Source organism: Halobacterium sp. MBLA0001 (assembly GCF_049705385.1).
In the GTDB taxonomy this organism is placed as follows: domain Archaea; phylum Halobacteriota; class Halobacteria; order Halobacteriales; family Halobacteriaceae; genus Halobacterium; species Halobacterium salinarum.
The window spans coordinates 542,977-568,210 of the sequence record NZ_JBNAMQ010000007.1 but is presented as its reverse complement, the minus strand read 5'-3'; the positions used below and the strand labels follow the sequence as shown (position 1 = coordinate 568,210).

Sequence of the window (25,234 nt, the reverse complement as noted above, 5' to 3'; positions counted from 1 at the left end):
GCGGACGTCCGTATGTAAGTGCAATCCAGTAAACGCCTGGACTCGACCACGTATGTGGTGAGTGCATGAGTGTGTGGCATTGACCTGTTAGTACTCGCGGGCTAAACGTCTCGTTGCCTCGACGCGTACACCCCAAGTCTATCGAACTCGTCTTCTACGAGCGGTCTCAGTGGTGCTTCTTTTCCAGGTGGGTTTCGAGCTTAGATGCATTCAGCTCTTACCCCGTGGTGCGTAGCTGCTCGGCACATGCCCTCTCGGACAACCGATACACCAGTGGCACCCGTTCGTAGTTCCTCTCGTACTATACGAACGTTCCTGTCAAGCACCAAAACACCCCCAATAGATAGCAGCCGACCTGTCTCACGACGGTCTAAACCCAGCTCACGACCTCCTTTAATAGGCGAACAACCTCACCCTTGCCCGCTTCTGCACGGGCAGGATGGAGGGAACCGACATCGAGGTAGCAAGCCACTCGGTCGATATGTGCTCTTGCGAGTGACGACTCTGTTATCCCTAAGGTAGCTTTTCTGTCAGCAATTGGCCGCATCAAGCAGCCTAATTGGTTCGCTAGACCACGCTTTCGCGTCAGCGTCCCTCGTTGTGTAGGACACTGTCAGCCTATCTTATGCTCTTGCACTCTTCGCCGAGTCTCTGACTCGGCTGAGATAGGCTTAGGGCGCGCTCGATATCTTTTCAAGCGCGTACCGCCCCAGTCAAACTGCCCGGCTACCGGTGTCCTCCTCCCGGAGTGAGGGTCACAGTCACTGACGGGTAGTGTTTCATGTGTGACTCGGTGGCGTGCTAGCGCACGTACCTGTGTAACGTCTCCTACCTACTCTGCACATCAGCGACCGTGTCCCAGCGACAGCCTGCAGTAAAGCTCTATAGGGTCTTCGCTTCCCCTTGGGGGTCTCCAGACTCCGCACTGGAACGTACAGTTCACCGGGCCCAACGTTGGGACAGTGAGGCTCTCGTTGATCCATTCATGCAAGCCGCTACTGAAGCGGCAAGGTACTACGCTACCTTAAGAGGGTCATAGTTACCCCCGCCGTTAACGGGTCCTTCGCCCCATTGTACTGGGTGTTCAGATACCCGCACTGGGCAGGATTCAGTGACCGTACGCGTCCTTGCGGATTTGCGGTCACCTATGTTGTTATTAGACAGTCGGAGCCTCCGAGTCACTGCGACCTGCCTCATTGCGAGGCAGGCATCCCTTATCGCGAACTTACGGGACTAACTTGCCGAATTCCCTAACGTCGGTTATTCCCGACAGGCCTTGGCTTCCTCTGCCAGAGCACCTGTGTCGGATCTCGGTACGAACACCGTACTCGCCTTTTCACGGGCCCCAGATTGACTTGAGTTTCCCTGTTCCGACGTTCGTTCGCTTCCTGCCATTACGGCTTCCACGAACTTCGACGGTTCGACCGGGCGAATGCCCGGCTCAAGCTGCTCCGAGGCGTCGACTTTCAATGTACGGTGGCACTGGAATATTAACCAGTTTCCCTTTTGACCCGCTCGAATTACGACGGGCCTTAGGATCGGCTAACCCTCGGCTGATAAGCATTGCCGAGGAACCCTTGCTCTTTCGGCCATCGGGATTCTTACCCGACTAACGCTGCTACTATGGCCAGGATTTTCTTTTCCACTCGGTCCACTCGAGTTCTCACCCGAGCTTCCACCCGAACAGAATGCCAACCTACTGGATCACGGTGTTACCCGTGCCGTTAGGTCTCGGTGGCGAACTTGAGCCCCGATCATTTTGGGCGCCTCGAACCTCGGCCGGTAAGCTGTTACGCTTTTCTTAGAGGGTAGCTGCTTCTAAGCTCACCTCCCGGCTGTCTAGGGCTCGAGACCACCTTCAATCGCACTTAGCTCGCACTTTGGGACCTTAACCTAACTCTGGGTTGTCTCCCTCACGGTGCACAGGCTTACCCCGCACACCGGATTCCCTGCGTCGACGGCGTCCGTAGGTTTGGAGTTTGACAGGGGAGACAACTCCTCTCGGAGTTGAACTCCCCAATCGGTCGCTCTACCCCACGAACTACCTCGGCAGAGGTCATGCTTCGACATGTTTCGGTTGGAACCAGCTGTTGCCCGGTTCGATGGGCCTTTCACCCCTACACGTAGGTCACGGGAGGGTGTTGAAAGACACCAACCCTAACAGGCCTCCACATGGCTTTCGCCATGCTTCACCTTGCCCACGCGTAGATCACCGGGTTTCGGGTCGTGCCCGTTTGACTCCCCGCGCTTGAACACGGTGGCCCTCGCAATGCTGCGGCCATATTGGTTTCCCTACGCCTTCCCGGATACTCCGGTTAGACTCGTCAAACAGGCACACTCCCTGGCTCGTTTTTCAAAACGTACGACGGAACATCGGCTCCTCTCAGGTCCTACCATGAGTTTGCACTCAAGTCGTTCCCAGAGAGGCCTTTTATGCCCCGTCGCTCCATCGCCACCTGATTTCAAGCCCTATTTCACCCCCCTTTGTGGGGTGCTTTTCAGCGTTCGTTCACACTACTTGTTCACTATCGGTCTCGGAGAGTACTTAGTCTTGGCAGTCGATGCCTGCCACATTCACGAGGGATTTCCAACCCCCGCTACTCTGGAGCTGACGCACGTCGTACTGGTCCGTGATACGGGGCTGTCACCCTGTATCGCGCTCCGTTTCAGGAGACTTCACACGAACGGTCAAACGATGAAAGTCAGTCCGAACACCACATTGCCCGAAGGCTTCGGTTTGGACTGTGCCGCGTTCATTCGCCATTACTAACGGCGTCTCATTCGATTTCTCTTCCTGGCCGTACTGAGATGCTTCAATTCCGGCCGTTCCCCATTGCGCAAGGCAATTGTTATAGGGATTCCCATTAGGAGATCCTGAGTTCTTAGCCTCCGTGCGGCTCCCTCAGGCTTATCGCAGCTTGGCACGTCCTTCGTCGGCATCCGAGCCGAGCTATCCACCAGGTGGCACAGTAGCCACGTTGGTTGTCGACTGCAAAGCAGTCGACGAATATGGTACTCAACCACACGAAGTGGTCGAGATGTTGGCTGTAAACAGCCAACGACGATGAATGCTCACCACACAATGGGTGAGCGCTGTTAAGTCACGGATGTGACTAACAGTCGGTACTCGACCACGGTGGTCGAGTCCAGTGAGCGCCTGGATTGCACTTACACACGGCCGTCATCGCACGTCCCTAGGTGAACAGGGAGCGTACATCGACCCTTCCCACCCGCACTTTCGCGGAGTGGTGCATCAGTCTTCGTCGCGATTCATCGTTGCCCCGTCTCCCACTTAAGGGACACGATCCAAGATGAACCCCGAACGGGATGGACCCACTGGGATTCGAACCCAGGGCATCCTCCTTGCAAAGGAGGCACTCTACCACTGAGCTATGGGCCCACCTCCCGATTGGGAGGGTATGTTAGCCTTGATGATTTGTAAGTGCCCAACTGGGCACGACGGCGTCGTTCGGTGAGCTGGAGCGTCGCTCCAGTCTCGGACGTTAGGAGGTGATCCAGCCGCAGATTCCCCTACGGCTACCTTGTTACGACTTAATCCCCCTTGCGGAGCCCAGATTTGACCAGCGCATGCCGGCCTCATCCGAACCCCACTCGGGTGATTTGACGGGCGGTGTGTGCAAGGAGCAGGGACGTATTCACCGCGCGCTGCTGACACGCGATTACTACCGAATCCAGCTTCATGAGGGCGAGTTTCAGCCCTCAATCCGAACTACGATCGAGTTTAGGAGATTAGCGCCTCCTCTCGGAGTGGCTTCCCATTGTCTCGACCATTGTAGCCCGCGTGTTGCCCAGCCCATTCGGGGCATACTGACCTACCGTTGCCCGTTCCTTCCTCCGCTTTGGCAGCGGCAGTCCACCTAATGTACCCAGCTACCCAAAGGGTACTGCTGGCAATTAGGAGTGCGGGTCTCGCTCGTTGCCTGACTTAACAGGACGCCTCACGGTACGAGCTGACGGCGGCCATGCACCTCCTCTCAGTAGCCTCGGGTAAGGTCATCAACCTGACCGTCATTACTACTGTCGGGGCTGGTGAGATGTCCGGCGTTGAGTCCAATTAAACCGCAGGCTCCTCCGGTTGTAGTGCTCCCCCGCCAATTCCTTTAAGTTTCATCCTTGCAGACGTACTTCCCAGGCGGTCCGCTTCTCGGCTTCCCTACGGCACAGCGCAGGCTCGTAGCCTGCGCCACACCTAGCGGACATCGTTTACAGCTAGGACTACCCGGGTATCTAATCCGGTTCGAGACCCTAGCTTTCGTCCCTCACTGTCGGATCCGTTCTCCTGAGGCGCTTTCGCCACCGGCGGTCCGTCCAGGATTACAGGATTTCACTCCTACCCCAGACGTACCCCTCAGGTCTTCCGGTCCCAAGCTGAACAGTTTCCGCTGGACGCCTGCCCGTTAAGCGGACAGATTTCCCAACGGACTTGTTCAGCCAGCTACGGACGCTTTAGGCCCAATAAGATCGGCCATCACTCGGACTGCCGGTATTACCGCGGCGGCTGGCACCGGTCTTGCCCAGTCCTTATTCGTGCACCACCTTACGGTGTACAAAAGTGAAGGCTCTATGCCTTCACACTCGGAGTCCCCTTATCGCACTTTCGTACAGTGTAAAGGTTTCGCGCCTGCTGCGCCCCGTAGGGCCCGGAATCTTGTCTCAGATTCCGTCTCCGGGCTCTTGCTCTCACAACCCGTACCGATTATGGGCACGGTGGGCCGTTACCCCACCGTCTACCTAATCGACCGCAGCCGCATCCTGTGGCGCCGGAGCGTTTCCGGCTTTGCCCCTTCCAGGAGCAAAGCGTTATCGGGGATTAGCCTCAGTTTCCCGAGAGTATTCCCGTCCACAGGGTAGCTTGGCCACGTGTTACTGAGCTTTCCGCTGCGGGTCTAAACCCGCACAACTAGCATGGCTAAATCGGACTCCGATAGCAATGGCCTCCGGCAGGATCAACCGGAATTTGCTGGGATGGTTCCCAGCGACCAAGACTATCAAGTCTTGGTTTGGCGGGGACACGTAATGTGTCCCTTAGCACACGACGTATCGTCGTGGCCAGTTGGATGTCACCAAACCATCAAGGCTAACATCAGATTCCATCTTTACGGCGGACCGCAGGTGTGGAATCCTCATTCCTTCGGACCAGACCGTAGAGTTCGACAGGTCATAAACCCATCGGACTCCGATCAGTCCAAGACGACGTTCGCATTTCCCCGAACGCCCCGTTATTACTTAAGGGCATCGAATCACGCTCGAATCGAGCGTGACGTTTGCCCACCAGGGCGGCGAGGAACACGCGTTAACCACCTGGGAGAACCAGGTAGCCACATTGTCGTTCGCAATTCCTCGTAACGCCCGTTATTACTTAAGGGCATCGAATCACACTCACTGAGAGTGAGACCGACACCATGGAGAGCGTCGAAGAGATGCATCAGCCACCCGGACGAACCGGATAGCCTCATTGTCGTTCGCATCTCATCGGAACACCCGTTATTACTTAAGGGCATCGAATCGAGTTCGGCCGAACGCCGAACCGATCAGCGGAGTCATGCGTCGGCCACCCGTGTAACCGGGCGGCCCCATTGTCGTTCGCATTCCACCGAAGTACCCTGTTGTACTTAAGGGCATCGGACTGAACCCAGTCGGGTTCCGTCCGAACGGGACGAGGGGGCGTCAATCAGTGGCGTCGGGTGCACCGAGCCACCTCACGTCGTTCGCATCTCATCCGAGTGGTGGGGTACATAAAACACCGTCGAACCAGCAGCGCTTCGTGATGGCGGCCCACACCAGGGACACACGCCACAGCGTATTGCGTAGGCGGAGGTCGGCCGGTCATCCCGCGCGAGTGCGTTCGGTCGGGCCGAGTGGTACCCACGCGGGTGCGTGTTGGGTTGGGGCGTTGTAAGCAGTTTCGCCGGAGCTACGTCTCGCGGTGGTCGATGCCCTGCTTGGAGACGTTTGCCTTGGTGATGTCGCCCGGCATCCAGTCGGGTTTGTCGTCGGGAGCGGTTTCCTCCCACGCCCACGCTTCGTAGATGTGGATCTTGTCGGTCCCCTTCTCCCGGAGTTCGATTCGGTTGCGGTCGGCCTCGGACTCCGACTCACCGACATCGTCGAGGCGACGCGCCGCTTTGAGTGCTGCCTGTCGCGGCGTGTTTCCACTGAAGACACTGGGCTCGGTCCCGTCGTCGGTGCGGAGTGCGAAGTTCCGCTTGCCGTCCTCACGTACCATGGTTTCTTCGTGGGATGCAAACACAAGGCCGGAGGATAAATATGTCGGCGATTCTTGGCGTTCGCTTATAAGCAGGCCGGAATGATCGGCACGCGGCGGGGGGACGCGTGCCCACAACGCAACAGGATCGACGGGCGTCGGCCAGCCCCGCCGGGAGACACGGGAGGCGAAGCATTCAACCAAGTCGCCGACGCAGACGACGGTGAGAACGCCCCCAATGTATGGACTGCTAAAATCCGCACTGTTCGGACTCCCACCGGAGACCACACACGAGATAACCACGAGTGCCCTCCGGGTTGCACAACGCGTGGGCGCACACCGTGCGTACGCGAAACAGTTCACCGTCACCGATCCGCGACTGTCGGTCGATGCCTTCGGGCAGACGTTCCCGAACCCCGTGGGCATGGCCGCCGGCTTCGATAAGAACGCCGAGATACCGCGCGCGCTTGCCGGGCTGGGGTTCGGGCATATCGAGGTGGGCGCGGTGACCGCCGAGCGACAGCCGGGGAACGACCGGCCACGGCTGTTCCGGCTGCCGGATGACAACGCGCTGGTGAACCGAATGGGGTTCAACAACGAGGGCGCGGACACCGTAGGGGCGCGGTTGGACGCCGAGCCACTGCCCGACGTTCCGGTGGGCGTGAACATCGGGAAATCCAAGACCACGCCGCTAGCGGACGCCCCCGACGACTACACGTACACGTTCAGCCGTGTCGGCGACGCCGTCGACTACGTCGTCGTGAACGTCTCCAGCCCGAACACCCCCGGTCTCCGGGAGTTGCAGGGCCGCGACCAGCTGGCGGCGATCTTGGAGGCCTTGCAGGACGCTGGTGCCAGCCCGTTGTTGGTGAAGCTGTCCCCGGACCTCCACCAGGACGCGGTGGCTGACGCCGTCGAGTTGGCCAACGACCTCGGCCTCGACGGGATCGTGGCGACGAACACGACGACCGAGCGCCCAGAATCGTTGAGCCACCCACACGCCGGCGAGCAGGGCGGGCTGTCCGGAGCGCCGATCCGTGAGCGCGCGACCGAACAGGTGCGGTTCGTCGCGGAGCGCACCGACCAGCCGGTCGTGGGCGTTGGGGGCGTCGCGACGGCCGAGGACGCCTACGAGAAGATCCGCGCGGGCGCAAGCGTGGTGCAGTTGTACACGGCGTTGGTGTACGAGGGGCCGTGGGTTGCAAAGCGGATCAACGAGGGGTTGGTGTCGTTGCTCGAACGCGACGGGTTCGACAGCGTCGAGGACGCCGTCGGTGCGGACCTGTAGCTAACGGAGCGCGTCGAGTTCGAACTCGAAGCCGGCGACCGGCACTTCGACGTCGTGTTCGACGATGACGCCGGGGTGGAGTTCACCGATGACGCCGGCCGGCTGGCCGTCGATCTCGATGGTGGCGGCGCGCCCGTCGATGAACGACGGATGAGTGGTGGGCGGCGTTTCGAGGGCGACCGCGAACTCGTCGCAAAGCGCCTGGAGGCGGGCCTTGGCGTCCTCGTAGGAGGCGTCGTTGCGGGCCAGCACGGCGGCGACGGTGCGGCGTTCGGCGACCCCGGTCTGGGTGTCGCCGTCGGCGTGGGCGGCGAACCCGACTTCGGCGAGGTCCTGCGGATACGCGTGGTGGGTGTTCGTCTCCAGAACCATCGCCAGCGAGGGCAGCGCCCACGTGCGAAGGATCGTGAAGTCCTGGCTGTAGGGTTCGGCGATGGTGGCCGGCTGGGCCGCGCCGACCGCGTCGTGGTCGGGGGTCAGCCGCATGCGGTCGAAGTTCTCGGCCTCGCTGGTCATGTTGAAGTTCAGGAGATCCTCGAACCCGAGCCCGACGAGCGCCTGTCGCACCGAGCGTTCGAGGCGCGAGGATTCGGTGCGGCCGCCGATGGTGTTGACGTCGGGATAGCGGGGCGTGAGGTCGTTGAAGTCGTACGCGCGCCCGAGGTCGTCGACGACATCGACGGGGTGGCGGACGTCGACGCGGTAGGGCGGGATTTCGACGTCGTAGCCGTCGTCGGTCGGGGTGGCGTCGAGGCCGGCGCGTTCGGCGAGATCGACGACCGCCTCGGTGGTGAACTCGACGCCGAGCAGCGTCTCGATCCGGTCGTGGCTGACGTGTTTGGTGCGGACCGCGAAGTCGGGGCGGTGGAGCTCGCGGTCGGGGTAGTCGACGGTGACGTCCTCGATGGTCGCCCCACGGGCGTCCAGCGCGTAACAGATGATGGCGCACATCCGGTCGATGGTCCACTGGTCGGTGCCGGTGAGTTCGACGAACAGCTCCCGGGAGTCGGTGGTGACCTCGGTGCGGCGGCCGTTGATGACCGGCGGGAAGCTGAACAGCCCGATGTCGTCGTAGATCGCTGGGTAGGTGTCGTGGTCGGCCAGGAGGTCGGCGTACGTCTCGCCGGTGGGGTGTTCGGTGAGCACGTCGGCGGGCGTGCGTTCGGCGTCGTCGTCGAGCGGGACGAACGTGTCGCCGTCGGGGTCGATGCCCGTGTACGTGAGCGAGCGTGCGGCGGTGCCGTCGCCGTCGACGGTGTCGCCTTTGAGCATCGCGAGGTCATGGATGCCGATGGCGCCCTTCGCTCGCTTGCGGCCCATCGTGGCGTGCAGTTTCTCCTGGAGCTGGATGAGCGAGTCCAGGGCGTCCGCGTCGAGGTCGACGCCCCGGATCACGGCGCCGGTGACGTACGGGCGATCCGCGGGGACGTCGGTGACGTCGATCGCCCACTCCGGGGCGTTGGTGTCCGGGATGTCGACCCCGCGGTCGTCGCCGGCGTGGTAGCGCAGACTGCGCGCGATGCCCTCGACGGAGAGGCGGTCGAGGCGGTCGGCTTCGAACTCAAGCTTGAACTCGCCGTCCTCGGTTTCGCCCTCGTATTCGATGCCGAGCCCGAAGAGGTCCTGGCGGAGCTCGTCGTCGTCCTTGCTGCGGTGGCCGGTGAGCCGGCGGAGTTCGTCGGGGTCGATGTCGACGACGGGCATCAGTACACCACCTCCGCGTTCCGCAGGAACCCAACGTCACACAGCGTCCCGTGGACGTCCCGGATGTCCTCGAAGCCGGTCATCAGCATGAGCAGGCGTTCGAGGGCCAACCCCCACGCCATCACGTCGCCGTCGACGTCCAGCGGGTCGAGCATCTCCGGGCGGAAGATGCCGGAGTTCCCGATCTCGATGAGCTCCCCGGTCTCGGGGTGGCGGCCGAACAGTTCGAAGCTGGGCTCCGTGTAGGGGTTGTACGTGGGCTTGAACTGGAGGTCGTGGATGCCGAACTGGCTGTAGAACTCCCGGAACGTCCCCATGAGGTCCCGCACCGAGAGGTCGTCGGCCAGCACCCAGCCTTCGATCTGGAAGAACTCCAGGAGGTGGGTGGCGTCGAGAGTGTCGTTGCGGTAGGCCTTTTCGACGCTGAAGTAGCGGGCGGGGGCCTCGACGTCCGCGTCCGCGAGGCCGGCGAGGTGGCGGGCGGTGAGGCTCGTCGTGTGTCCGCGGAGCGCGAGCGCACGCGCGAAGTCCTCGTCCCACGGCGAGTGGTAGCCGTCGCCGTCGTCACCGGCTCCCTCGCGGTGCGCGCGTTCGACGCGCTCGACGAGGGCGTCGGGCAGTTCGTCGATCCGCGCGGGGTTCGAGAGCGCGAACCGGTCCCAGTGGTTCCGGGCGGGGTGGTCCTGTGGCATGAACAGGCAGTCGTTGATGTAGAAGTCGGCGTCGACGTGGGGCCCCGCCATCTCCTGGAACCCCATCCCGACGAGGACGTCAGTGACGCGTTCGGCGGCCTGCCGGAGGACGTGTGTCTTGCCGGGCGTGTGGTCGGCGGCGTCGGCGGCGACGTTGTAGTCCGCGAACTCGACGTCCGCCCACTCGCCGGACGCAAGCAACTCGGGGGTGAGCTCGACGACCTCGTCGGTGGCTTCGACGCCGGCCATCAGTTCCGTGACGCCGGCCTCGGTGAGCGTCACTGAGCGCACCGTGCGCTCGCTGACGGTCACGAGATCGCGGCTGGCGAGCTGATCGAGGACGGCGTCGTCGGCGAGGGTGTCGCCGGCGGCGAGCGTGGCGAGGGCGTTCGCTTCGGGATCGTCGTCGGGGTCTGCGTCGGGGTCAGCGGCGAGTGCGCCCGAGTCGATGGTGCCGTATCCCTTCCGGGCGTAGTTCGACAGCGCGATGTCGACTTGGGGGCCGTCGAGTCCGGCAGCGCCGATGACGTGGCCCATCTCGACGGGGGTGTCGTCGGCACCCGCGTCGAGGGCGGCCCGGTAGAGGCGGACCTCCGGGAGTCCGTCCGTGGCGTAGGCGTGGCCTTCGTCGGTGAGCGAGACCGTCGTCGTGGTGGTCTCGGTGACGGCGACCAAGCCCTCGGCTTCGAGGGCGAGGGCCGCGCCGGCGATCGTCTCCGGCGGGTAGTCGGTGTCCGCCGCGAGGGCCTCGATGCGTTGGGGGTCGTCGGTGCTCGCTGCGTCGAGCACCGCGACCTGTTGTGTTGGGAGTTGCATGTCGTGTAGGCGTGCGTGGCAGTCAGTTATCGGTTCCGAACGACAGCGGTCCCCTGTCGGTGGGGCAACGACGCGTTAGGCGTCGAAGAAGAATCCGAACCCTGGATGCGGCGCTGTTTCGGGCCTCATGCATCGGATCTGGGGTTCGGGCACCATGTTCGGGGCGACGGGGGCGGTGGGGAAAAGCGTTCCGTCGGGGGTGGGTTACGCTGGCGGATCGTCGATGGGGCCGAGCCCGAGCGTGCGTTCGGCGGCCGCCGCAACCGCGGGGACGTGGTCGTCCGGGGTGTAGACGCCGAAGCGCCACTGGGCGCGCTGGGAGGCGAGCATGCCGTCGACGAGCGGGCTCTGTTCGTCGAGCCGGCGGGTGTCGCCGTTGACGGTGACCCGGACCGAGGACTCCGGCATCGAGGGCGCGCCGGGCGTGTCGATGACGACGGCGGTGGCGGGGACGCCGGCAGCGTCGGCGACCTGGGATTCGAGGTCGCGGACGGTCCGGTAGTCGGCGGTGGCAACGTCGTCGGGGACGGCGTCGCGTTCGGTCCAGACGGCGCGCTTGTAGAGGTCGCGGTTGCGGATGCGGCGGGCGGCGTCCTGGGTTGCGGGGCAGTCCCGGAGCACGGCGAGGAGGTCGGCGTCGGTGAACCGCGCGAACGTCTCGGCGTCGAGGTCGGTGGTGTCGAGCAGGCGGGCGCTCGCGCGGTCGAGCATCGCGCCCGCGATGCGGGAGACGTGGTGGCGGTAGACGGTGGCGTTCATGAGCGCGCGCCCGACGAGCACGCTCTCGGCGGTGGCGACGTTGCCCTCGGCGAGCACGAGGTCGCCGTCCCGGAACGTGAGCGCGCGCAGCAGCCGACCGTGATCGATGGTGCCGTAGGGGACGCCGGTGTGGTGGGCGTCCCGCACGAGGTAGTCCATGCGATCGACGTCGAGTTCCCCGGCGACGAGTTGGCCGAGTTTGCCGTGTCCGGCGACGAGGGCGGCGACTCGGTCGGGGTCGAGGCCGTGGGCCGCGAGCACGGCACCGGGCTCGCCGTTGGAGACGAGGTGGGCGACGTCGTCGTGGTGGCGGTCGAGGCGGCGCTGGATGATGCCCTCGGTCTGGTGGCCGTAGGGGCCGTGGCCGATGTCGTGGAGGAGGGCGGCGGCACGGACGGTGTCCGCGCGCGTGCCGGAGATGTCGAGGTGGGCGAGCGCGCGGTCGGCGAGGTGGTAGACGCCCAGGGAGTGCTCGAAGCGGGTGTGGTTGGCCGACGGGTAGACGAGGCGGATGGTGGAGAGTTGCTTGATGTGGCGGAGCCGCTGGACGGGTTCGGTGTCGAGCAGCGCCGCCGCGACGCCGTCGGCTTCGATGTAGTCGTGGACGCTGTCCTTGATGGCGCGCATTCGTCCGGGGCGTGGTGGGGCGGCGTCAAAGATGGTTCGACACGGTGTCGAAACGGGCTTGCGTGGACGCCGCATAGCTGTGGGCATGGATCGGCCGCGCATTGCGTTGGTGAACGCCGCACACGAGCCGGGTGAGACGGCGCGGAACTTCCGCCGGGAGTTGGACGCTGAGCTGGTGGAGTTCCACGCGAAGGGCGGGCGGGTACCGGGGCACACGGAGTTCGATGGGGTGGTGGTCACCGGGTCGAAGTCGTCGGTCTACTGGGACGAGCCGTGGATCGAGGCGCTGTGTGACTACGTCGAGGACGTGCACGCTGCGGGGGTGCCGGTGTTGGGCGTGTGTTTCGGGCATCAGGTGCTCGCCGAGGCGCTTGGGGGGACCGTCGAGGACATGTCGGGGTTCGAGTTGGGGTACCGAACCGTCGAGCGCGTCGCCGACGACCCGCTCTTCGAGGGGCTGCCGGAGTCGATGACCGCGTTCACCACCCACGGCGACGTGGTCACGGAGCTGCCGGCGGCGGCGACGCTGCTGGCGGAGAACGACTACGGCATCCACGCGTTTCGCGTGGGGCAGTCGGTCGGCGTGCAGTTCCACCCGGAGTACGACACGGAGACCGCCGAGCGCATCGCCACCGAGAAGGACGTCTCGGAGGCGCGCCGGGACGCAGTGCTGGCGGGGATCACGCCGGAGGCGTACGCGGCGGCGTGCGAGACCAAGCGGCTGTTCGAGAACTTCACACGGCAGCTCGGGCGGGGCACGGACGGCGGAGCCGAAAACTAGCAGGGTTTTTTTACGCATTGGGTCTGAGTACCACGTATGCTCGACTACGTGGGATTGGAGGCGGACCTCGACAGCGAGGAGCGCTTGATCCGGGACACGGCGCGGGAGTTCGTCGACGAGCACGTGCAGGACGACATCGGCGAGCACTACTTGGACGGGACGTTCCCGACGGAGCTCATCCCGGAGATGGGCGAGATGGGGTTTTACGCGCCGAACCTCGACGGCTACGGGCTGCCGAACGTGTCGGAGACGGCCTACGGCCTCCTGATGCAGGAGTTGGAGGCGTGTGATTCGGGGCTGCGGTCGATGGCGAGCGTCCAGGGGGCGCTCGTGATGTATCCGATTCACGCGTTCGGCAGCGAGGCCCAAAAGGAGCGATGGCTGCCGGCCCTGGGTGCGGGGGAGGCGGTGGGGTGTTTCGGGTTGACCGAGCCCGAACACGGCTCGAACCCGTCGGCGATGGAGACAACGGCGGAGCCGGACGGCGACGAGTACGTCCTGAACGGGTCGAAGACGTGGATCACGAACTCGCCGATCGCGGACGTGGCGGTCGTGTGGGCCAGGGACCACGGCGAGGACGGCACGCCGGTCCGGGGGTTCCTCGTGGAGACGGACCGCGACGGCGTCACCACCAACGAGATCGACGAGAAGCTCTCGCTGCGCGCGTCGATCACCGGCGAGATCAGCCTCCGGAACGTCCGCGTGCCGGCGGAGAGCCGGCTGCCCGGCGTCGAGGGGATGAAGGGGCCGTTGTCCTGTCTGACGCAGGCCCGCTACGGCATCGCGTGGGGGGCGGTGGGTGCGGCCCGCAACTGCTTCGAGACCGCACGGGAGTACGCCACCGACCGCGAGCAGTTCGACCAGCCCATCGGGGGGTTCCAGATGCAACAGGACAAGCTCGCGGAGATGGCGACACAGATCACCACGAGTCAGTTGCTCGCCCACCGGCTGGCCGGGCTCAAGGAGCGCGGTGACCTCCGGCCACAGCACGTTTCGATGGCCAAGCGCAACAACGTCCGGATGGCCCGCGATCAGGCGCGTGTCGCCCGCGAGATGCTGGGCGGGAACGGCATCACGACGGATTACCCGCCGATGCGCCACATGGCGAACATGGAGACCGTCTACACGTACGAGGGCACCCACGACATCCACACGCTGATTCTCGGCGAGGACCTCACGGGCATGCAGGCCTACCAGTAGGCGCGATCAGTCCCGCGCCGGCGGGTCGTCGCGCACGATGTTGCCGAGCAGCGCCCGGCGGTCAGCGCCCGCTCGGTAGAGGCGTTCCCGAAGCGATGCGTACCCGGGCACCGAGCCGAGCGCGCCGAACACCGGCTGGAGCGCCGGGACGTCGTGGACGAGCGTGCGCTCGATGGCTTCCCCACAGGAGTAGACGGCGTCGTCGGTGAGCAGGTGCGCGCAGTTCTCGTAGTCCTCGGGCAGCCGCGCGCGCTGGTCGGGGGACAGCTCGGTGAATCCGACGAGGGCCACGTCGCCGTGGCGGGACGCGACGTTCGCGCACCACGTGCAGAACCCGCAGTCGTCGTCGAACACCAGCCGCGGTGGGTGGTCGTGTGTCGGTGCCATGGGTGGTTAGTCGAACCGCCCCGTGATCGTGCCACACGACTCACAGACCGTGTGGATCTCGTCGCGGGCGTCCGCGAGCGTGATTTCCTGGGTGGTTTCGCCCCCGCAGTCGGGGCACTCGCGGAGCGTTTCCGTGTCGCCGGCGTCCTGTGGAGCGCCGACGGCGAGCGCGCGCACCCGTTCGTCGCCCTCGTTGACGCCGCGCTGGAATTCGCCGGGCCCGAAGCGCGCGAGTTCGCCCGCGGAGACGGCGACGTCGCCGTCGAGCGTGCGGAACGTGACCGTGCCGGCGAGCACGTAGAACACTTCTTCCTGGGCGGCGTGGGCGTGGAAGCCGTAGGAGAAGCTGTCGCCGGGCGCGAGCTCGTAGACGTTCATCGCGGCGTCCGAGAGGCCGAGCGCGTCCGTCAGCGGGAGGCTGCGGGCGGCCGGGCCCATCCGGGAGTCGAGGTCGTCGAGGCGCACTGTCCGCATACGCGGGAGTGGGGGTGTCACGCGCATAAGCCTGCGGGGTCGGTGGCGTGTCGCCCGAGGGATTCATACCGGCTGCGGCCCCAGCGTGGGTATGGCAATCGACCCGCAGTTCACGGAGAACCGAGCGCAAGTAGACACCCACAAGGGACACGACGTCTGGGGGCCGGTCGAGGAACCCGAGAAGCTCGGGGTGCACGGCACCCACGTGGCGGTTGACTTCGACATCTGCCTGGCGGACGGGGCGTGCCTGGAGGACTGCCCCGTGGACGTCTTCGAATGGGTGGAGACGCCCGACCACCCCGAAAGCGAGCGGAAAGCCGACCCGGCGAACGAGACGCAATGCATCGATTGTATGCTCTGCGTGGACGTGTGTCCGGTGGACGCGATCGACGTCGATGCCGGGCGCGCCTAGGGCGGGGTTACGACCGCTCGATCTCGAGTTGGTCGCGGAGCTGCTGGAGCGCGTCGCTGTCGGAGATGTCTTCCAGGCGCTGTTGGAAGTGCTGCTCGCAGACGCCGACTTTGAGGCCGCTTTTCTCGACGGTGAGGTCGGCGTCCCGGTCGCAGTAGTGACACTGCATGAAGGATCGTTGGGGCTGGAGCCACCTGAACCCCACGACAGTGACACGACTAGCGGGTGTTAGCCGGCGAGGCGTGTGCGGACGGCGGCGTAGGCGTCGCGGTCGAGGCCGGCGGTGCCGAGCGTGTGGTCGTGGGCGTCGGTGCCGCCGGTGGGGATGAGGTCGTGGGTGTCGATGGCGTCGGCGACGAGTGCAGCGCCGTCGTCGGGGGCGGTGCCGACAGGGCGGTCGTAGGGGTAGTGGGCTTCGACGGCGTCGAGGGCCGCACAGAGCGCAAGCGCGTGCTGTGGGTCGTCGTATCGAAGCGGGTGCGCGAGGCCGACGAGGCCGCAGGCGTCGGTGAGGAGGTCGACGCCGGTCTCGAAGTCGGGGACGTCGCGGGCGACAAAGCAGGGGCCGTCGTTGCCGATGAGGCTGTCGAAGACGGCGTCCATGGTGTCGTAGTCGGTGTCGGGGTGGGCGGTGATGGCGCGCGCGATGTGGGGGCGGCCGAGGCCGGGCCGCGGTTCCAGCGGGAGTGAGACGCCGAGTCTGGCTTCGACGCGGTCGATGATGCGGCGGCCGCGGTCGCGGCGGTCGCGCTGGATGCGGTCGCATTCGGCGGTGAGGGCGTCGGTGCCGTGGACGCCGTAGCCGAGGAGGTCGACGCGTTGGGGGCCGGTGTCGACGCGGAGTTCGATCCCGTGGATGACAGTGATGTCGTCGCGGACGGTGACCGGGGCGTCGAGGGCGGGGTGGAGGCGGTCGTGGTCGGTGATCGCGACGGCGGTGACGCCCGCGTCGTGGGCGGCGTCGGGGACGGCGTCGATGGTGAGTGTGCCATCGGAGTTGGTGGTGTGGACGTGGAGATCCGCGTGAACCATACGGATAGGCGGTGGGCGCGGCACCTAAACGTCGTGGTCGGTGCAGCGGACGAACGTTCATGATCGACCACCCAGAATACTCTTGTGGAGCGAGCCCGACGTGTACAATCATGACGTTCAAACAGGCCGCGGACGTATTGCACGCACAGGAGTATCCGGCCAGCGCGTCGGCGATCGCGGCCGCGTGTGGGGACGTGGAACTGGAGTCCGCCGGCGGGGAGGATCTCAGGACGGTGATCGCGCGCACCGGCGTGGACGAGTTCGCGTCCGCCACCGAGGCGACGTTTGCGGTGTATGGGGCGCTGCCGGCGGCGGCGGTCGGCAGGATCGGGTACACCGACCGTGACCCGGATCCGATGGGCGTTGAGGGCAGCGATCCGGTCTCGTTTTGAGCAGTGTGACAACACACCGCAATGACCGATAGTTTGAAATGTGAGAGCGAAGAACTACCGTGTACACATTTACCATGTCAATGGGTGCCTACGACGAGGCGGAACACGAGCGCAGGGAGGCGAAACATAGCGTCGACGTCTCCGCGGACGACGACGAGCGGGCGGCGTACGACGGCGACGTGGAGTTCACCACCGACGAGTCGACCGAGGAGTTGCTCGCGCAGTTCAAAGCGATGAGCGACTAGTTCCTGAGGACGGACAGCGAGACGGTGGTCACGACGATGACCGCGACGACGTGACCGGCGACGGCGAAGACCAGCAGCGGATGCCCCCAGACGAACGGGAGCAGGACCGCTTGGGCGGTTCCGAACCCGAGCGTGCGTTTGTCCACACCGGCCATGCGGGAGGCGGTGGCGGGCTGGAGGGATTGGGTGAGCGACCGCCACAGCGCGACGACGGCGGCCCACCAGCCGGTCCCGATGCGGTAACACACGTCCCAAAGCACGAGCAACGCGAGTGCCGACGGGATCACTGGGGGTTGCTCGCCGAGCAGGCCGGCGACCAGCGTCGCGCCGTCGCGGGGGTCCCAGACGAACAGGTACGTCATGAGGAGCACGTACGACACCACGCCGAGGACGACTTCGATGCTGGACGCGAACAGCAGTTGGCGGTATCTGGCGGGGACACCCGGGCCGCGGGCGCGGGCACCGATGTCGAGCATGAACGCGCTGCCGGCGGCCGCCACCAGCACGGCGGCCGTGCCGGGGAGGATCGCGCCGGGGAGGTCGTAGACGGCGGCGGTCACGAGGACGCCGACTTCGAACAGCACGAACTGGATGAGGACCGCCAGCCGGTCTGAGATGTCGATCCCGGGGATGGCACCGACGATGCTCTCGTACACCCAGGTTTCGCCGTAGACGCCGCCGGCGGCGTGGGCGGTGGATGTGGGTTCCTGGTAGTCGCTGGGCGGGGGGTCGCGGGAGTCACTCATCGGCGGCCACCCCGCGCTCGCGCAGCGCGTTCGCGGCGGCGTCGTCGAACGGCGTCAGCGACACGTCGACGAGGTCCTGGATGCGGTCGTCGGTGACCACGACCGGATGTTTGAGGCCGTGGATCAGGGGATGGGCGACGCTCCGGGGCACGTCGGTCACGAGGTCAACCCAGTACGTCGAGAGCGTCGGCGTCAACACTGGCACGGGAACGAGCAAGAGGCGCTGCCCCGCAAGTGTGGCGGTTCGTTCGAGCATCGACTTGTACGAGAGCACGTCGGGGCCGCCGATCTCGTACGTGTTGCCGGCGGTCGCCGGCGTTTCGAGCACGCCACGCAGGTACGCGATCACGTCCGCGACGGCGATGGGCTGGCAGGGCGTCTGCACCCACTTGGGCGTGATCATCACGGGGAGGCGGTCGACGAGCTGGAACACCAACTCGAAGCTAGCGCTGCCCGCACCCACGACGACGGCTGCGCGAAGCGTCGTGAGGTCGAAGGCCGCACCGGCGAGCACGGCTTCGACTTCGCGGCGTGATTCGAGGTGATCCGAGAGGTCGGTGCCCTCCTCGCCGAGGCCGCCGAGGTAGATCACGCGGTCGACCCCCGCGGCGTCGGCGGCGGCGGCGAAGTTGCGGGCGGCGCGGCGGTCGCGCTCCGCGAAGTCGTCGCCGGCGCGCATCGAATGCACGAGATAGTAGGCGGTGTCGATGCCGTCGAAGACGCCCGCCAGCGACGCGGGGTCGAGCAGGTCGCCCTCGGCCACGTCGACGCTGGTGTCGGGGTCGTAGCCGTCGGCGTCGCGGACGAGCGCCCGGATGTCGTAGCCGGCACCGGCCAGTGCCGGGGTGAGGCGGCCGCCGATGAACCCGGTCGCTGCCGTGACAAGAACTCCCATAGGTTCGATTGGGGCGTCACCTGGTTAAGTGTTCAGCCGGCTGACTGGTGGTCTCACCAGTGATATATAGCACACACAGTCCTATGGAGGGATGGCAGCCACCACGTAGCCATATTATAAACGGGTTTACTGGTTCCGGGTGGCATTCCAAGCGATGCACTCAGACCCAGACGACGGGGCCAGCGGACCAGTGTCTCGGCGAGCGTTCGTGGCCGCAACCGGTACTGCGGGTGTCGCGGCGCTTGCCGGCTGCGCCAACAGCACCGACGGCAGCGGGGGCGACGGCACGGAGGCGGCCAGCCAGGACGGCGACGAGACGGCAAGCCAGTCCAGCCAGCTCGACACCAGCGTGTTGACCGGTGACGGCTCCTCGACGGTATTCCCGATCACTAACGAGGGATCGAGCTACTGGAACTCGAACCCCGAGGCCGGCGACGAGGATTACTGGCCCGAGGAGTGGGCCAGCGAGTACGACACGGAGATGCGGCTCGCTGATTATTTCGCGTCGGAGTACGGCTACGAGGCCGGTGGGGAACGGTCGAGCCCGCCGTTCCGGGTGAGCATCGCGTTGAGCCACTCCGGCACCGGCATCGAGGGCGTCATGGAGGACCGCGTCGATATCGGTGACGCGTCGGCGTCCGCCGCCGACGAGCTGCCGGACGCGGACAGCGACACCCTGGATGGGTTCGTCGACCACGTCGTGGGCGTCGACGGGCAGCCGATCGTTGCCAGCCGTGAGGTCGTTGACAGCGGCGTCGAAACCATCACCATCGAGGAGTTGCGCGGGATCTACCGCCAGGAGATCACGAACTGGTCGGAGCTGGGCGGCCCGGACCGCGACATCCTGGCGCTGGGGCGCGCCCAGGGGTCGGGCACGGACACGTCGTTCCGGGCGAACGTCTTCGGCGATCCCGAGGCGGCGATCAGTCCCGACCAGCGCTACGGCCAGAACCAGCAACTCCAGCAGGCCATCGGGCAGGCGGACAACGCCATCGGGTACATCGCGTTGGCGTTCGTGCAGCCGGACGGCGACACCCCGCCGCTTGACCTGGAGATCGACGGGACGACGTACGCCTACGGGGAGAACCTGGGCGCCGAGGAGTACCCGTTGTCGCGTGACCTCCACGCGTACACGTGGCAGGACACCTCGCGGAAGGAGGCCGCGTTCATCAACTTCCTGTTGAGCGAGTTCGGCCAGGAGAAGTTCGTGACGAGCAACGACTACTTCGCGTTGCCCGAGTCCCGGCTGTCGACGGAGCGCGAGAAGGTCGCGGCGTCGAACTACCAGACGTGAACCGGAGCGGCCGGCACGGCACGGCGGCTCGGAGGCGCCAGCCATGATGCGGCGCGTCAAGCGGACCGTGGCGGCCCGCGTCACGGATCCGGTTGTGGGTGTGGCGCGGTCGGCGCGCGAGTACCGCTCCCGGACCGGTGACACGGCCGTTGCCGTGCAGGCCGTGATCTGCGGGTCGCTGGGGGCGGCGTTCGTGGCGTTCCTGGTGGGATCGCAGTGGACCGTCTTCCCGGCGGGCGTGTTCCTGGCGACGACAGTCGTGGGGTGGCGACGCGAGCAGGCCGCCACCGGCAAGGCGGTGACGTTTCTGATGACGGTCGGAACCGTCGGCGTGTTGGCGTTGATCGTTGCGTTCTTACTCGTGCGGTCGGTGCCGGCCGTCGAGCACATGGGCGTTGGGTTGCTGGGGCGCACCGCGGACCCGCTGTGGGCGGCCCGCGACGGCGGCGTGTACTCGCTTGCGCCGATGCTCGTCGGGACCGCGATCACGACGTGCATCGCGACGGTGATCGCGACACCCGTCGGGATCGCGGGCGCAGTGTTCATCAGCGAGATCGCGCCCCCGCGGGTGCGTGACGTGGTGAAGCCCGGGATCGAGTTGATGGCGGGGATCCCGTCGATCACGTACGGGTTCATCGGGTTGACGGTGTTGAACCAGTATTTCTACGCGGAGTTCCGCACGCCGACGATCGGGTCGTATCTCGCCGCGGGCGCGATGATCGGCGTGATGGCGTTGCCGACGGTCGTCACCATCTCCGAGGACGCGCTGGCTGCGGTCCCGGAGTCGGTCAAAAGCGGGGCGCTGGCGATGGGGTCGACGCCGTGGCAGACGACCAAGAGCGTGACACTGCCGGCGGGGTTGTCGGGGGTGTCCGCGGGCGTGCTGTTGGGTGTCGGACGTGCCATGGGGGAGACGATGGCGGCGACGGTGATGCTCACGCACACGAAGGGGTTCCCGTCGCCGGTGTTCGACGTGTTCTCACAGTACGGGGAGACGCTGACGACGGTCATCGCCTTCGAGGGGGGGAACGCCAGCGGCGTCCACATGAGTGCGCTGTTCGCCGGTGGCGTCGTGTTGTTCGTGACCGTGATGGCGTTGAGCGTCGGGTCACAGTACGTCGAGTGGCGGATGCACCGCAAGCTCGGGGGTGAGACCTGATGGGGACCGCGACGAAGACCCAACTGGCCACCGGAGAGTCGGTGGTGGGTGCGGTCACCTCGCGCACCGTGCTCGGGGTGACGGCTGCGACCGTCGTCCTGGCCGTGGCGTGTCTCATGCAGTGGGTTGCGCCCGGCGGGGCTGTGGTCGGGATCCCGGTCGCCACGCTGTTGGGCGGCGGGCTGGCCGTCGCTGGCTGCGGGATCGCGGTGTTGGGCGCCGGGTCGCGGCTCGAATACATCGAAACCACGCCCTCCCGTGCGACCAGTCTGGCCGCCGGCTGTGTCGTCGGCATGCTGTGGGCGGTCAGCGGTGGGGTCGCCACGACGGTCGCCGTCGGCGGTGGGGACGCGTGGCTGCCCGTCGCCGTGGTGGGTGGCGTGGCGGGGGCGCTGGCGACCGTGTTGCCCCGCGAGGACGCCGGTGCGACGCTGCCGGCCGCGGCCGTGATCGTGGGGTGGGGCGGTGCGATCGCGGCCAGCGGCGGCGGTGGTGGCTGGACGTGGGCACCGGCGTGGTCGTCGGCGGTGTTCCCGGGCACGGAGATCGTGCCGGTGGTGGCTGTCGGCGGTGCGTTGCTGGCGGCGTGGAGCGGCGCGAGCGCACACGCTGGCTTCGGCGCTGAGGGGCGGCAAGCGGGGGCGTACGCGCTGGTCGGTGCGGTGGTCGTCGGGACGCTTTCCGTGTTGGTGTTGCTCGTCGGGTTCGTCGTGTCGAAGGGGATAACGCCCGTGTTGACGGGCGCGAGCCTGACCGGTGGCACGCTCGGGCTGCCGTTCGTCGACGCCGCCGTGCCGTGGCCGACGCTGCCGTTCGTGACCAACCAGACCGGCGGCCTCTACGTCACCATTCCGGGGGTGTTCCCGGCGCTCGTGGGCACTCTCTGGCTGGTGTTCGGTGCGATCGTGGCCGCGGTGCCGTTGGGCATCGGGGCGGCGGTGTTCCTCACCGAGTACGCCGAGCGCGGTCGGTTCACGCAACTCGTCGAGGTCGCCACGAACGGGTTGTGGAGCACGCCCAGCATCGTGTTCGGCCTGTTCGGGTTGGCGTTCCTGGTGCCGCGGCTCAGCGGCGGGAACTCGATCCTGGTCGGCCAGCTGGTGTTGGGGTGTATGCTGTTGCCGCTGGTGTTGCTGACCTGTCGGGAGGCGCTGCTGGCGGTGCCCGACGCGCACCGCGACGCCAGCGCCGCGCTGGGCGTGACGAAATGGCAGACGATCCGGAGCGTCGTCGTGCCGGCTGCGATGCCGGGCACGATCACGGGCGTGATCCTCGGGGTGGGGCGCATCGCGGGCGAGACCGCGCCGCTGTTGTTGGTGTTCGGTGGGGCACCGTACCCGTCGAACACGCCGGACGTGCTGGGCAGCTTCTCGCTGACGGCCCAGCCGCCGTTCGTGACCAACGACGCGCTGTTGGCGCCCGCCAGCGCGCTCCCCTACCAGCTGTACACGACGATCACCGCGGGCGTGTTCCCCAAAGACGAGTTCACCACGGCGGCGTTCGGCTGGGGGACTGCACTGGTCTTGCTGGCGGTAGTGATCGGGTTGTACGCGGTCGGCATCGCCAGCCGTCGGTACTTCAGGAGGAAGCTACATCATGAGTGACACACCACAATCGGAGCCACGACGCAGCGACGACCGTTCGGGAGCCGACGACGCCACCGCGGCGGCGGCGGGCAGCACAGACGCAGCCGCGGCCGCCGTCTCGTCGAAGACGGGCGGTATCGCGGGCCCGCCTGGCGGGCCCGGTGAGGTCGACGGCGACGAACCGGCGGTCGCCAGAACGGTCGGCGAGAGCGACGAACAGTTGCAGGACGCGTGGACCGACTACGAGTTCGACGGGGACGCGAAGGTCAGCGTGTCCGACCTGGATACGTACTACGGCGAGGAGCGGGCGTTGGAGTCGGTCTCCCTGGACATCCCCGCCGAGAGCGTGACCGCGCTCATCGGGCCGTCGGGCTGCGGGAAGTCGACGTTCCTGCGGTGTTTGAACCGCATGAACGACCGGATCAGGGGGGCGCGCGTCGAAGGGAGGGTGGCTCTCGACGACAGGGACGTCTACGGTGACGGCGTGAGCCTCGTGGAGCTGCGCCGGCAGGTGGGGATGGTGTTCCAGGAGCCCAACCCGTTCCCGAAGTCGATCAGGGACAACATCTCCTACGGGCCCCGGAAGCATGGTGACCTCGAAACGGGGCTGCTTGCGCGGCTGCTCGGGCGCGACGACCGGGACGCGGAGCGCGACCTCGTCGAGCGGGCGCTGCGGCGCGCGGCGCTGTGGGACGAGGTCAACGACCGCCTGGGCGACAACGCGTTGGGGCTGTCCGGGGGCCAACAGCAGCGCCTCTGTATCGCGCGGTGTCTGGCCGTCGATCCGGACGTGATCCTGATGGACGAGCCGGCGTCGGCCCTGGATCCGGTGGCGACGGCGAAGATCGAGGACCTCATCGAGGAGCTCGCCGAGGAGTACACCGTCGTGGTGGTCACGCACAACATGCAGCAGGCCGCCCGCATCAGCGACCAGACGGCGGTGTTTCTCACCGGCGGGCGGCTCGCGGAGTACGACGCAACCGACGCGATCTTCCAGAACCCCCAGAGCCAGCGCGTCGAGGATTACGTCGCCGGGAAGTTCGGGTAGTCGACGGATGGATCGGTTCAGTTGGCGGCCGCAGCCGGGCGGCCACAGGGCGACCGCTCGCGGCGTCCGGTCGGGGGTGTAGCGCGTGGAAACGCGCAAGATCCAGCAGGTTGGCGGCGGCACGTACACGGTGTCGCTGCCGGGGTGGTGGGCCACCGAGCACGGCGTGAGCGCGGGCGACACGGCGTATCTCTACCCACACAGCGACGGCTCGCTCGTCGTGCGGTGGGGCGAGGCGGCCGACAGCCCGCTGGCGTCGACCCGTGTGCCGGTGCCGTCGGACGCTCCGCCACGGGCGGCGGCGGAGGCGTTGGACGCCGCGTACGTCGCCGGGTTCGAGGAGATCGACGTGAGTGGGGTGGCGGCGTCGCCGCCGCCGGCGGCGGAGGTGGCGGTGTCGGCACCGCAGTCGGCCCGTGGTGACGGCGACGGGAGTGGCACTGCTGGCCCGACAGCCGCCCAGCGGGACGCAGTGATCGACCGGGCGCGCACCCTCCCCGGGGTTGACGTGGCTGCGTCGTCGGCCGACCACGTGGCTGTCCGGGGGCTGTTTGACGCGGCTGACGTCTCCATCCGGCGGTCGCTCATGCGGCTGCGGTTCAACGCGTTGGCGGCCCACGAGGCCGCGATCGACGCCGTCACGGCGTCCGGCGGCGGCGTGGTCGAGCGCGTGGAAGACCGGTGCCATACGGCCGATCGGACCGTGCGGCTGATCGAGCGGTACGGGAACCGCGGGCTGGCACAGCGGTCGACGCTGGACGCGCTTGCGGTGTCACGGCCCCAGGTGGCCGGCTGCGTGGCGGCGGCGCGGGCGCTGGAGCGCGCCACTGCTCGCGCGGGCGACGTTGCGGCGGTCGGGGAGCGCGCCGCCGGGAGCCTGGACGACGACGTTGCGCGGGTGCTCCGTGGGGTGAGCGAGGACGCGTGTGCGAGCGTGGACGCTGCGACGGACGCGCTCGTGGAGGCGGTCGGCGGGTCGAGCCGGGTGCCGAGCGCGCACGACGCGCGCCGACAGTGTGCGCGCGTCCGCCGGGTCGCCGACTGCGTGGAGCGCGCGGCGCTCGACGACGACGCGGCCGCGATGCGAACGCCGAGCACGGCGGCTGTGGCAGTCCGAGCGCTTGACGGGCTGGTGGGGACCGCGGACTGCGGTGCGGCCATCGCTGCGGTCGCGCTCCGGATGGCCGTGGGCGCACAGCGGTAGCGGCGGCGAACCTGGTATCCCTCCGGCACGCGAAGGCAGCGTATGAGCGAGGCCTGTGACGCCTGCGGCGACGACGTGCGGCTGGCCGGCGGCATCGCGAACATCTGGGCGAGCGAGCCGGTCCGCACGGGCGGCATGACGCTGGAGTTCGACGACGGCACGGAGCACTTCCTGTGTTTCGACTGTATCGAGGCGCTGCCCGACGCGCCGACGGCCGCGGACGTGGAGGCGCTGAAGGGATGAGGTTTTCCGCGCGGCAGCCCTCGC

General features: G+C 66.5%; 22 protein-coding genes, 1 tRNA gene and 2 rRNA genes. 12 read left to right on the top strand and 13 right to left on the bottom strand.

Annotation, left to right across the window (positions count from 1 at the left end; genetic code table 11):
* Positions 1-68 precede the first annotated feature (68 nt).
* The 4 genes from ACOZ32_RS04145 to ACOZ32_RS04130 all read right to left on the bottom strand — a co-directional run bounded on the left by ACOZ32_RS04145 (position 69) and on the right by ACOZ32_RS04130 (position 6,247).
* Positions 69-2,982, bottom strand: a 23S ribosomal RNA gene (locus ACOZ32_RS04145).
* A gap of 346 nt (positions 2,983-3,328) precedes the next feature.
* Positions 3,329-3,400: transfer RNA gene (locus ACOZ32_RS04140), tRNA-Ala, on the bottom strand.
* Between the two features lie 105 nt (positions 3,401-3,505).
* Positions 3,506-4,978: ribosomal RNA gene (locus ACOZ32_RS04135) — 16S ribosomal RNA — on the bottom strand.
* Together the 16S and 23S rRNA genes with 1 tRNA gene alongside form the textbook arrangement of a ribosomal RNA operon.
* A gap of 957 nt (positions 4,979-5,935) precedes the next feature.
* Positions 5,936-6,247, bottom strand: coding sequence for a non-histone chromosomal MC1 family protein (locus ACOZ32_RS04130; RefSeq protein ID WP_010903872.1), 312 nt, complete (start codon positions 6,245-6,247; stop codon positions 5,936-5,938).
* A 217-nt stretch (positions 6,248-6,464) separates the two neighbouring features.
* On the opposite strand from ACOZ32_RS04130, the gene ACOZ32_RS04125 reads away from it, so the two are divergent.
* On the top strand, positions 6,465-7,514 hold the full coding sequence (locus tag ACOZ32_RS04125; RefSeq protein ID WP_010903871.1) for a quinone-dependent dihydroorotate dehydrogenase: 1,050 nt from the start codon (positions 6,465-6,467) through the stop codon (positions 7,512-7,514).
* On the opposite strand, the gene pheT is transcribed toward ACOZ32_RS04125, so the two are convergent.
* The 3 genes from pheT to ACOZ32_RS04110 form a co-directional block, all read right to left on the bottom strand.
* Positions 7,515-9,218: a phenylalanine--tRNA ligase subunit beta gene (gene pheT, locus ACOZ32_RS04120; RefSeq protein ID WP_136360942.1), complete on the bottom strand. Its 1,704-nt coding sequence runs from the start codon at positions 9,216-9,218 to the stop codon at positions 7,515-7,517.
* A complete protein-coding gene (locus ACOZ32_RS04115; protein WP_424334958.1) occupies positions 9,218-10,726 on the bottom strand; it encodes a phenylalanine--tRNA ligase subunit alpha in 1,509 nt (502 codons plus the stop codon). Before ACOZ32_RS04115 ends, pheT begins: the two co-directional genes overlap by 1 nt.
* A 204-nt stretch (positions 10,727-10,930) precedes the next feature.
* A complete protein-coding gene (locus ACOZ32_RS04110) occupies positions 10,931-12,112 on the bottom strand; it encodes an HD domain-containing protein (protein WP_010903868.1) in 1,182 nt (393 codons plus the stop codon).
* An 85-nt stretch (positions 12,113-12,197) separates the two neighbouring features.
* Here ACOZ32_RS04110 and ACOZ32_RS04105 point away from each other — a divergent pair, with 85 nt between their 5' ends.
* On the top strand, positions 12,198-12,893 hold the full coding sequence (locus ACOZ32_RS04105; protein ID WP_010903867.1) for a type 1 glutamine amidotransferase: 696 nt from the start codon (positions 12,198-12,200) through the stop codon (positions 12,891-12,893).
* 36 nt (positions 12,894-12,929) lie between these two features.
* Complete coding sequence (locus ACOZ32_RS04100; RefSeq protein WP_012289518.1) at positions 12,930-14,093, top strand: acyl-CoA dehydrogenase family protein; 1,164 nt, start codon at positions 12,930-12,932, stop codon at positions 14,091-14,093.
* A 6-nt stretch (positions 14,094-14,099) separates the two neighbouring features.
* Here ACOZ32_RS04100 and ACOZ32_RS04095 read toward each other — a convergent pair whose 3' ends face one another.
* Entirely contained in the window at positions 14,100-14,480 is a 381-nt protein-coding gene (locus tag ACOZ32_RS04095; RefSeq protein ID WP_205251270.1) for a thiol-disulfide oxidoreductase DCC family protein, read from the bottom strand.
* 6 nt (positions 14,481-14,486) lie between these two features.
* Positions 14,487-14,954 (bottom strand): cupin domain-containing protein, encoded by a 468-nt coding sequence (locus ACOZ32_RS04090; RefSeq protein ID WP_012289517.1) that lies wholly within the window; start codon positions 14,952-14,954, stop codon positions 14,487-14,489.
* 91 nt (positions 14,955-15,045) lie between these two features.
* Here ACOZ32_RS04090 and ACOZ32_RS04085 point away from each other — a divergent pair, with 91 nt between their 5' ends.
* On the top strand, positions 15,046-15,366 hold the full coding sequence (locus tag ACOZ32_RS04085; RefSeq protein ID WP_010903863.1) for a 4Fe-4S dicluster domain-containing protein: 321 nt from the start codon (positions 15,046-15,048) through the stop codon (positions 15,364-15,366).
* A gap of 7 nt (positions 15,367-15,373) precedes the next feature.
* Here ACOZ32_RS04085 and ACOZ32_RS04080 read toward each other — a convergent pair whose 3' ends face one another.
* Complete coding sequence (locus ACOZ32_RS04080) at positions 15,374-15,535, bottom strand: DUF6757 family protein (RefSeq protein ID WP_012289516.1); 162 nt, start codon at positions 15,533-15,535, stop codon at positions 15,374-15,376.
* Between the two features lie 59 nt (positions 15,536-15,594).
* The gene (locus tag ACOZ32_RS04075; protein WP_010903861.1) at positions 15,595-16,398 is read right to left on the bottom strand and encodes a PHP domain-containing protein; all 804 of its coding nucleotides are present in this window, start codon (positions 16,396-16,398) and stop codon (positions 15,595-15,597) included.
* Positions 16,399-16,508: 110 nt separating this feature from the next.
* On the opposite strand from ACOZ32_RS04075, the gene ACOZ32_RS04070 reads away from it, so the two are divergent.
* Both ACOZ32_RS04070 and ACOZ32_RS04065 read left to right on the top strand, forming a co-directional pair.
* Complete coding sequence (locus tag ACOZ32_RS04070; protein WP_070807660.1) at positions 16,509-16,790, top strand: DUF5789 family protein; 282 nt, start codon at positions 16,509-16,511, stop codon at positions 16,788-16,790.
* A gap of 74 nt (positions 16,791-16,864) precedes the next feature.
* Entirely contained in the window at positions 16,865-17,035 is a 171-nt protein-coding gene (locus tag ACOZ32_RS04065; RefSeq protein ID WP_012289514.1) for a DUF5786 family protein, read from the top strand.
* Here ACOZ32_RS04065 and ACOZ32_RS04060 read toward each other — a convergent pair.
* On the bottom strand, positions 17,032-17,781 hold the full coding sequence (locus tag ACOZ32_RS04060) for a DUF7530 family protein (protein WP_010903860.1): 750 nt from the start codon (positions 17,779-17,781) through the stop codon (positions 17,032-17,034). The genes ACOZ32_RS04065 and ACOZ32_RS04060 overlap by 4 nt on opposite strands.
* Positions 17,774-18,676 carry an NAD(P)H-binding protein gene (locus ACOZ32_RS04055; RefSeq protein ID WP_424334957.1) on the bottom strand — a complete coding sequence of 301 codons (903 nt, stop codon included), beginning with the start codon at positions 18,674-18,676 and terminating at the stop codon, positions 17,774-17,776. Before ACOZ32_RS04055 ends, ACOZ32_RS04060 begins: the two co-directional genes overlap by 8 nt.
* A 154-nt stretch (positions 18,677-18,830) precedes the next feature.
* On the opposite strand from ACOZ32_RS04055, the gene ACOZ32_RS04050 reads away from it, so the two are divergent.
* The 6 genes from ACOZ32_RS04050 (at position 18,831) to ACOZ32_RS04025 (ending at position 25,210) form a co-directional block, all read left to right on the top strand.
* The gene (locus ACOZ32_RS04050; protein ID WP_205251269.1) at positions 18,831-19,970 is read left to right on the top strand and encodes a PstS family phosphate ABC transporter substrate-binding protein; all 1,140 of its coding nucleotides are present in this window, start codon (positions 18,831-18,833) and stop codon (positions 19,968-19,970) included.
* Positions 19,971-20,013: 43 nt separating this feature from the next.
* Positions 20,014-21,129 (top strand): phosphate ABC transporter permease subunit PstC, encoded by a 1,116-nt coding sequence (gene pstC / locus ACOZ32_RS04045; RefSeq protein ID WP_010903857.1) that lies wholly within the window; start codon positions 20,014-20,016, stop codon positions 21,127-21,129.
* The gene (gene pstA, locus ACOZ32_RS04040) at positions 21,129-22,733 is read left to right on the top strand and encodes a phosphate ABC transporter permease PstA (protein ID WP_010903856.1); all 1,605 of its coding nucleotides are present in this window, start codon (positions 21,129-21,131) and stop codon (positions 22,731-22,733) included. Before pstC ends, pstA begins: the two co-directional genes overlap by 1 nt.
* Complete coding sequence (pstB, locus tag ACOZ32_RS04035) at positions 22,726-23,763, top strand: phosphate ABC transporter ATP-binding protein PstB (RefSeq protein WP_424334956.1); 1,038 nt, start codon at positions 22,726-22,728, stop codon at positions 23,761-23,763. The genes pstA and pstB overlap by 8 nt, the downstream gene beginning before the upstream one ends.
* Before the next feature lie 85 nt (positions 23,764-23,848).
* Positions 23,849-24,967: a phosphate uptake regulator PhoU gene (locus ACOZ32_RS04030; protein WP_205251267.1), complete on the top strand. Its 1,119-nt coding sequence runs from the start codon at positions 23,849-23,851 to the stop codon at positions 24,965-24,967.
* 42 nt (positions 24,968-25,009) lie between these two features.
* The gene (locus tag ACOZ32_RS04025; protein WP_136360931.1) at positions 25,010-25,210 is read left to right on the top strand and encodes a DUF7561 family protein; all 201 of its coding nucleotides are present in this window, start codon (positions 25,010-25,012) and stop codon (positions 25,208-25,210) included.
* The last annotated feature ends 24 nt before the right edge of the window (positions 25,211-25,234 follow it).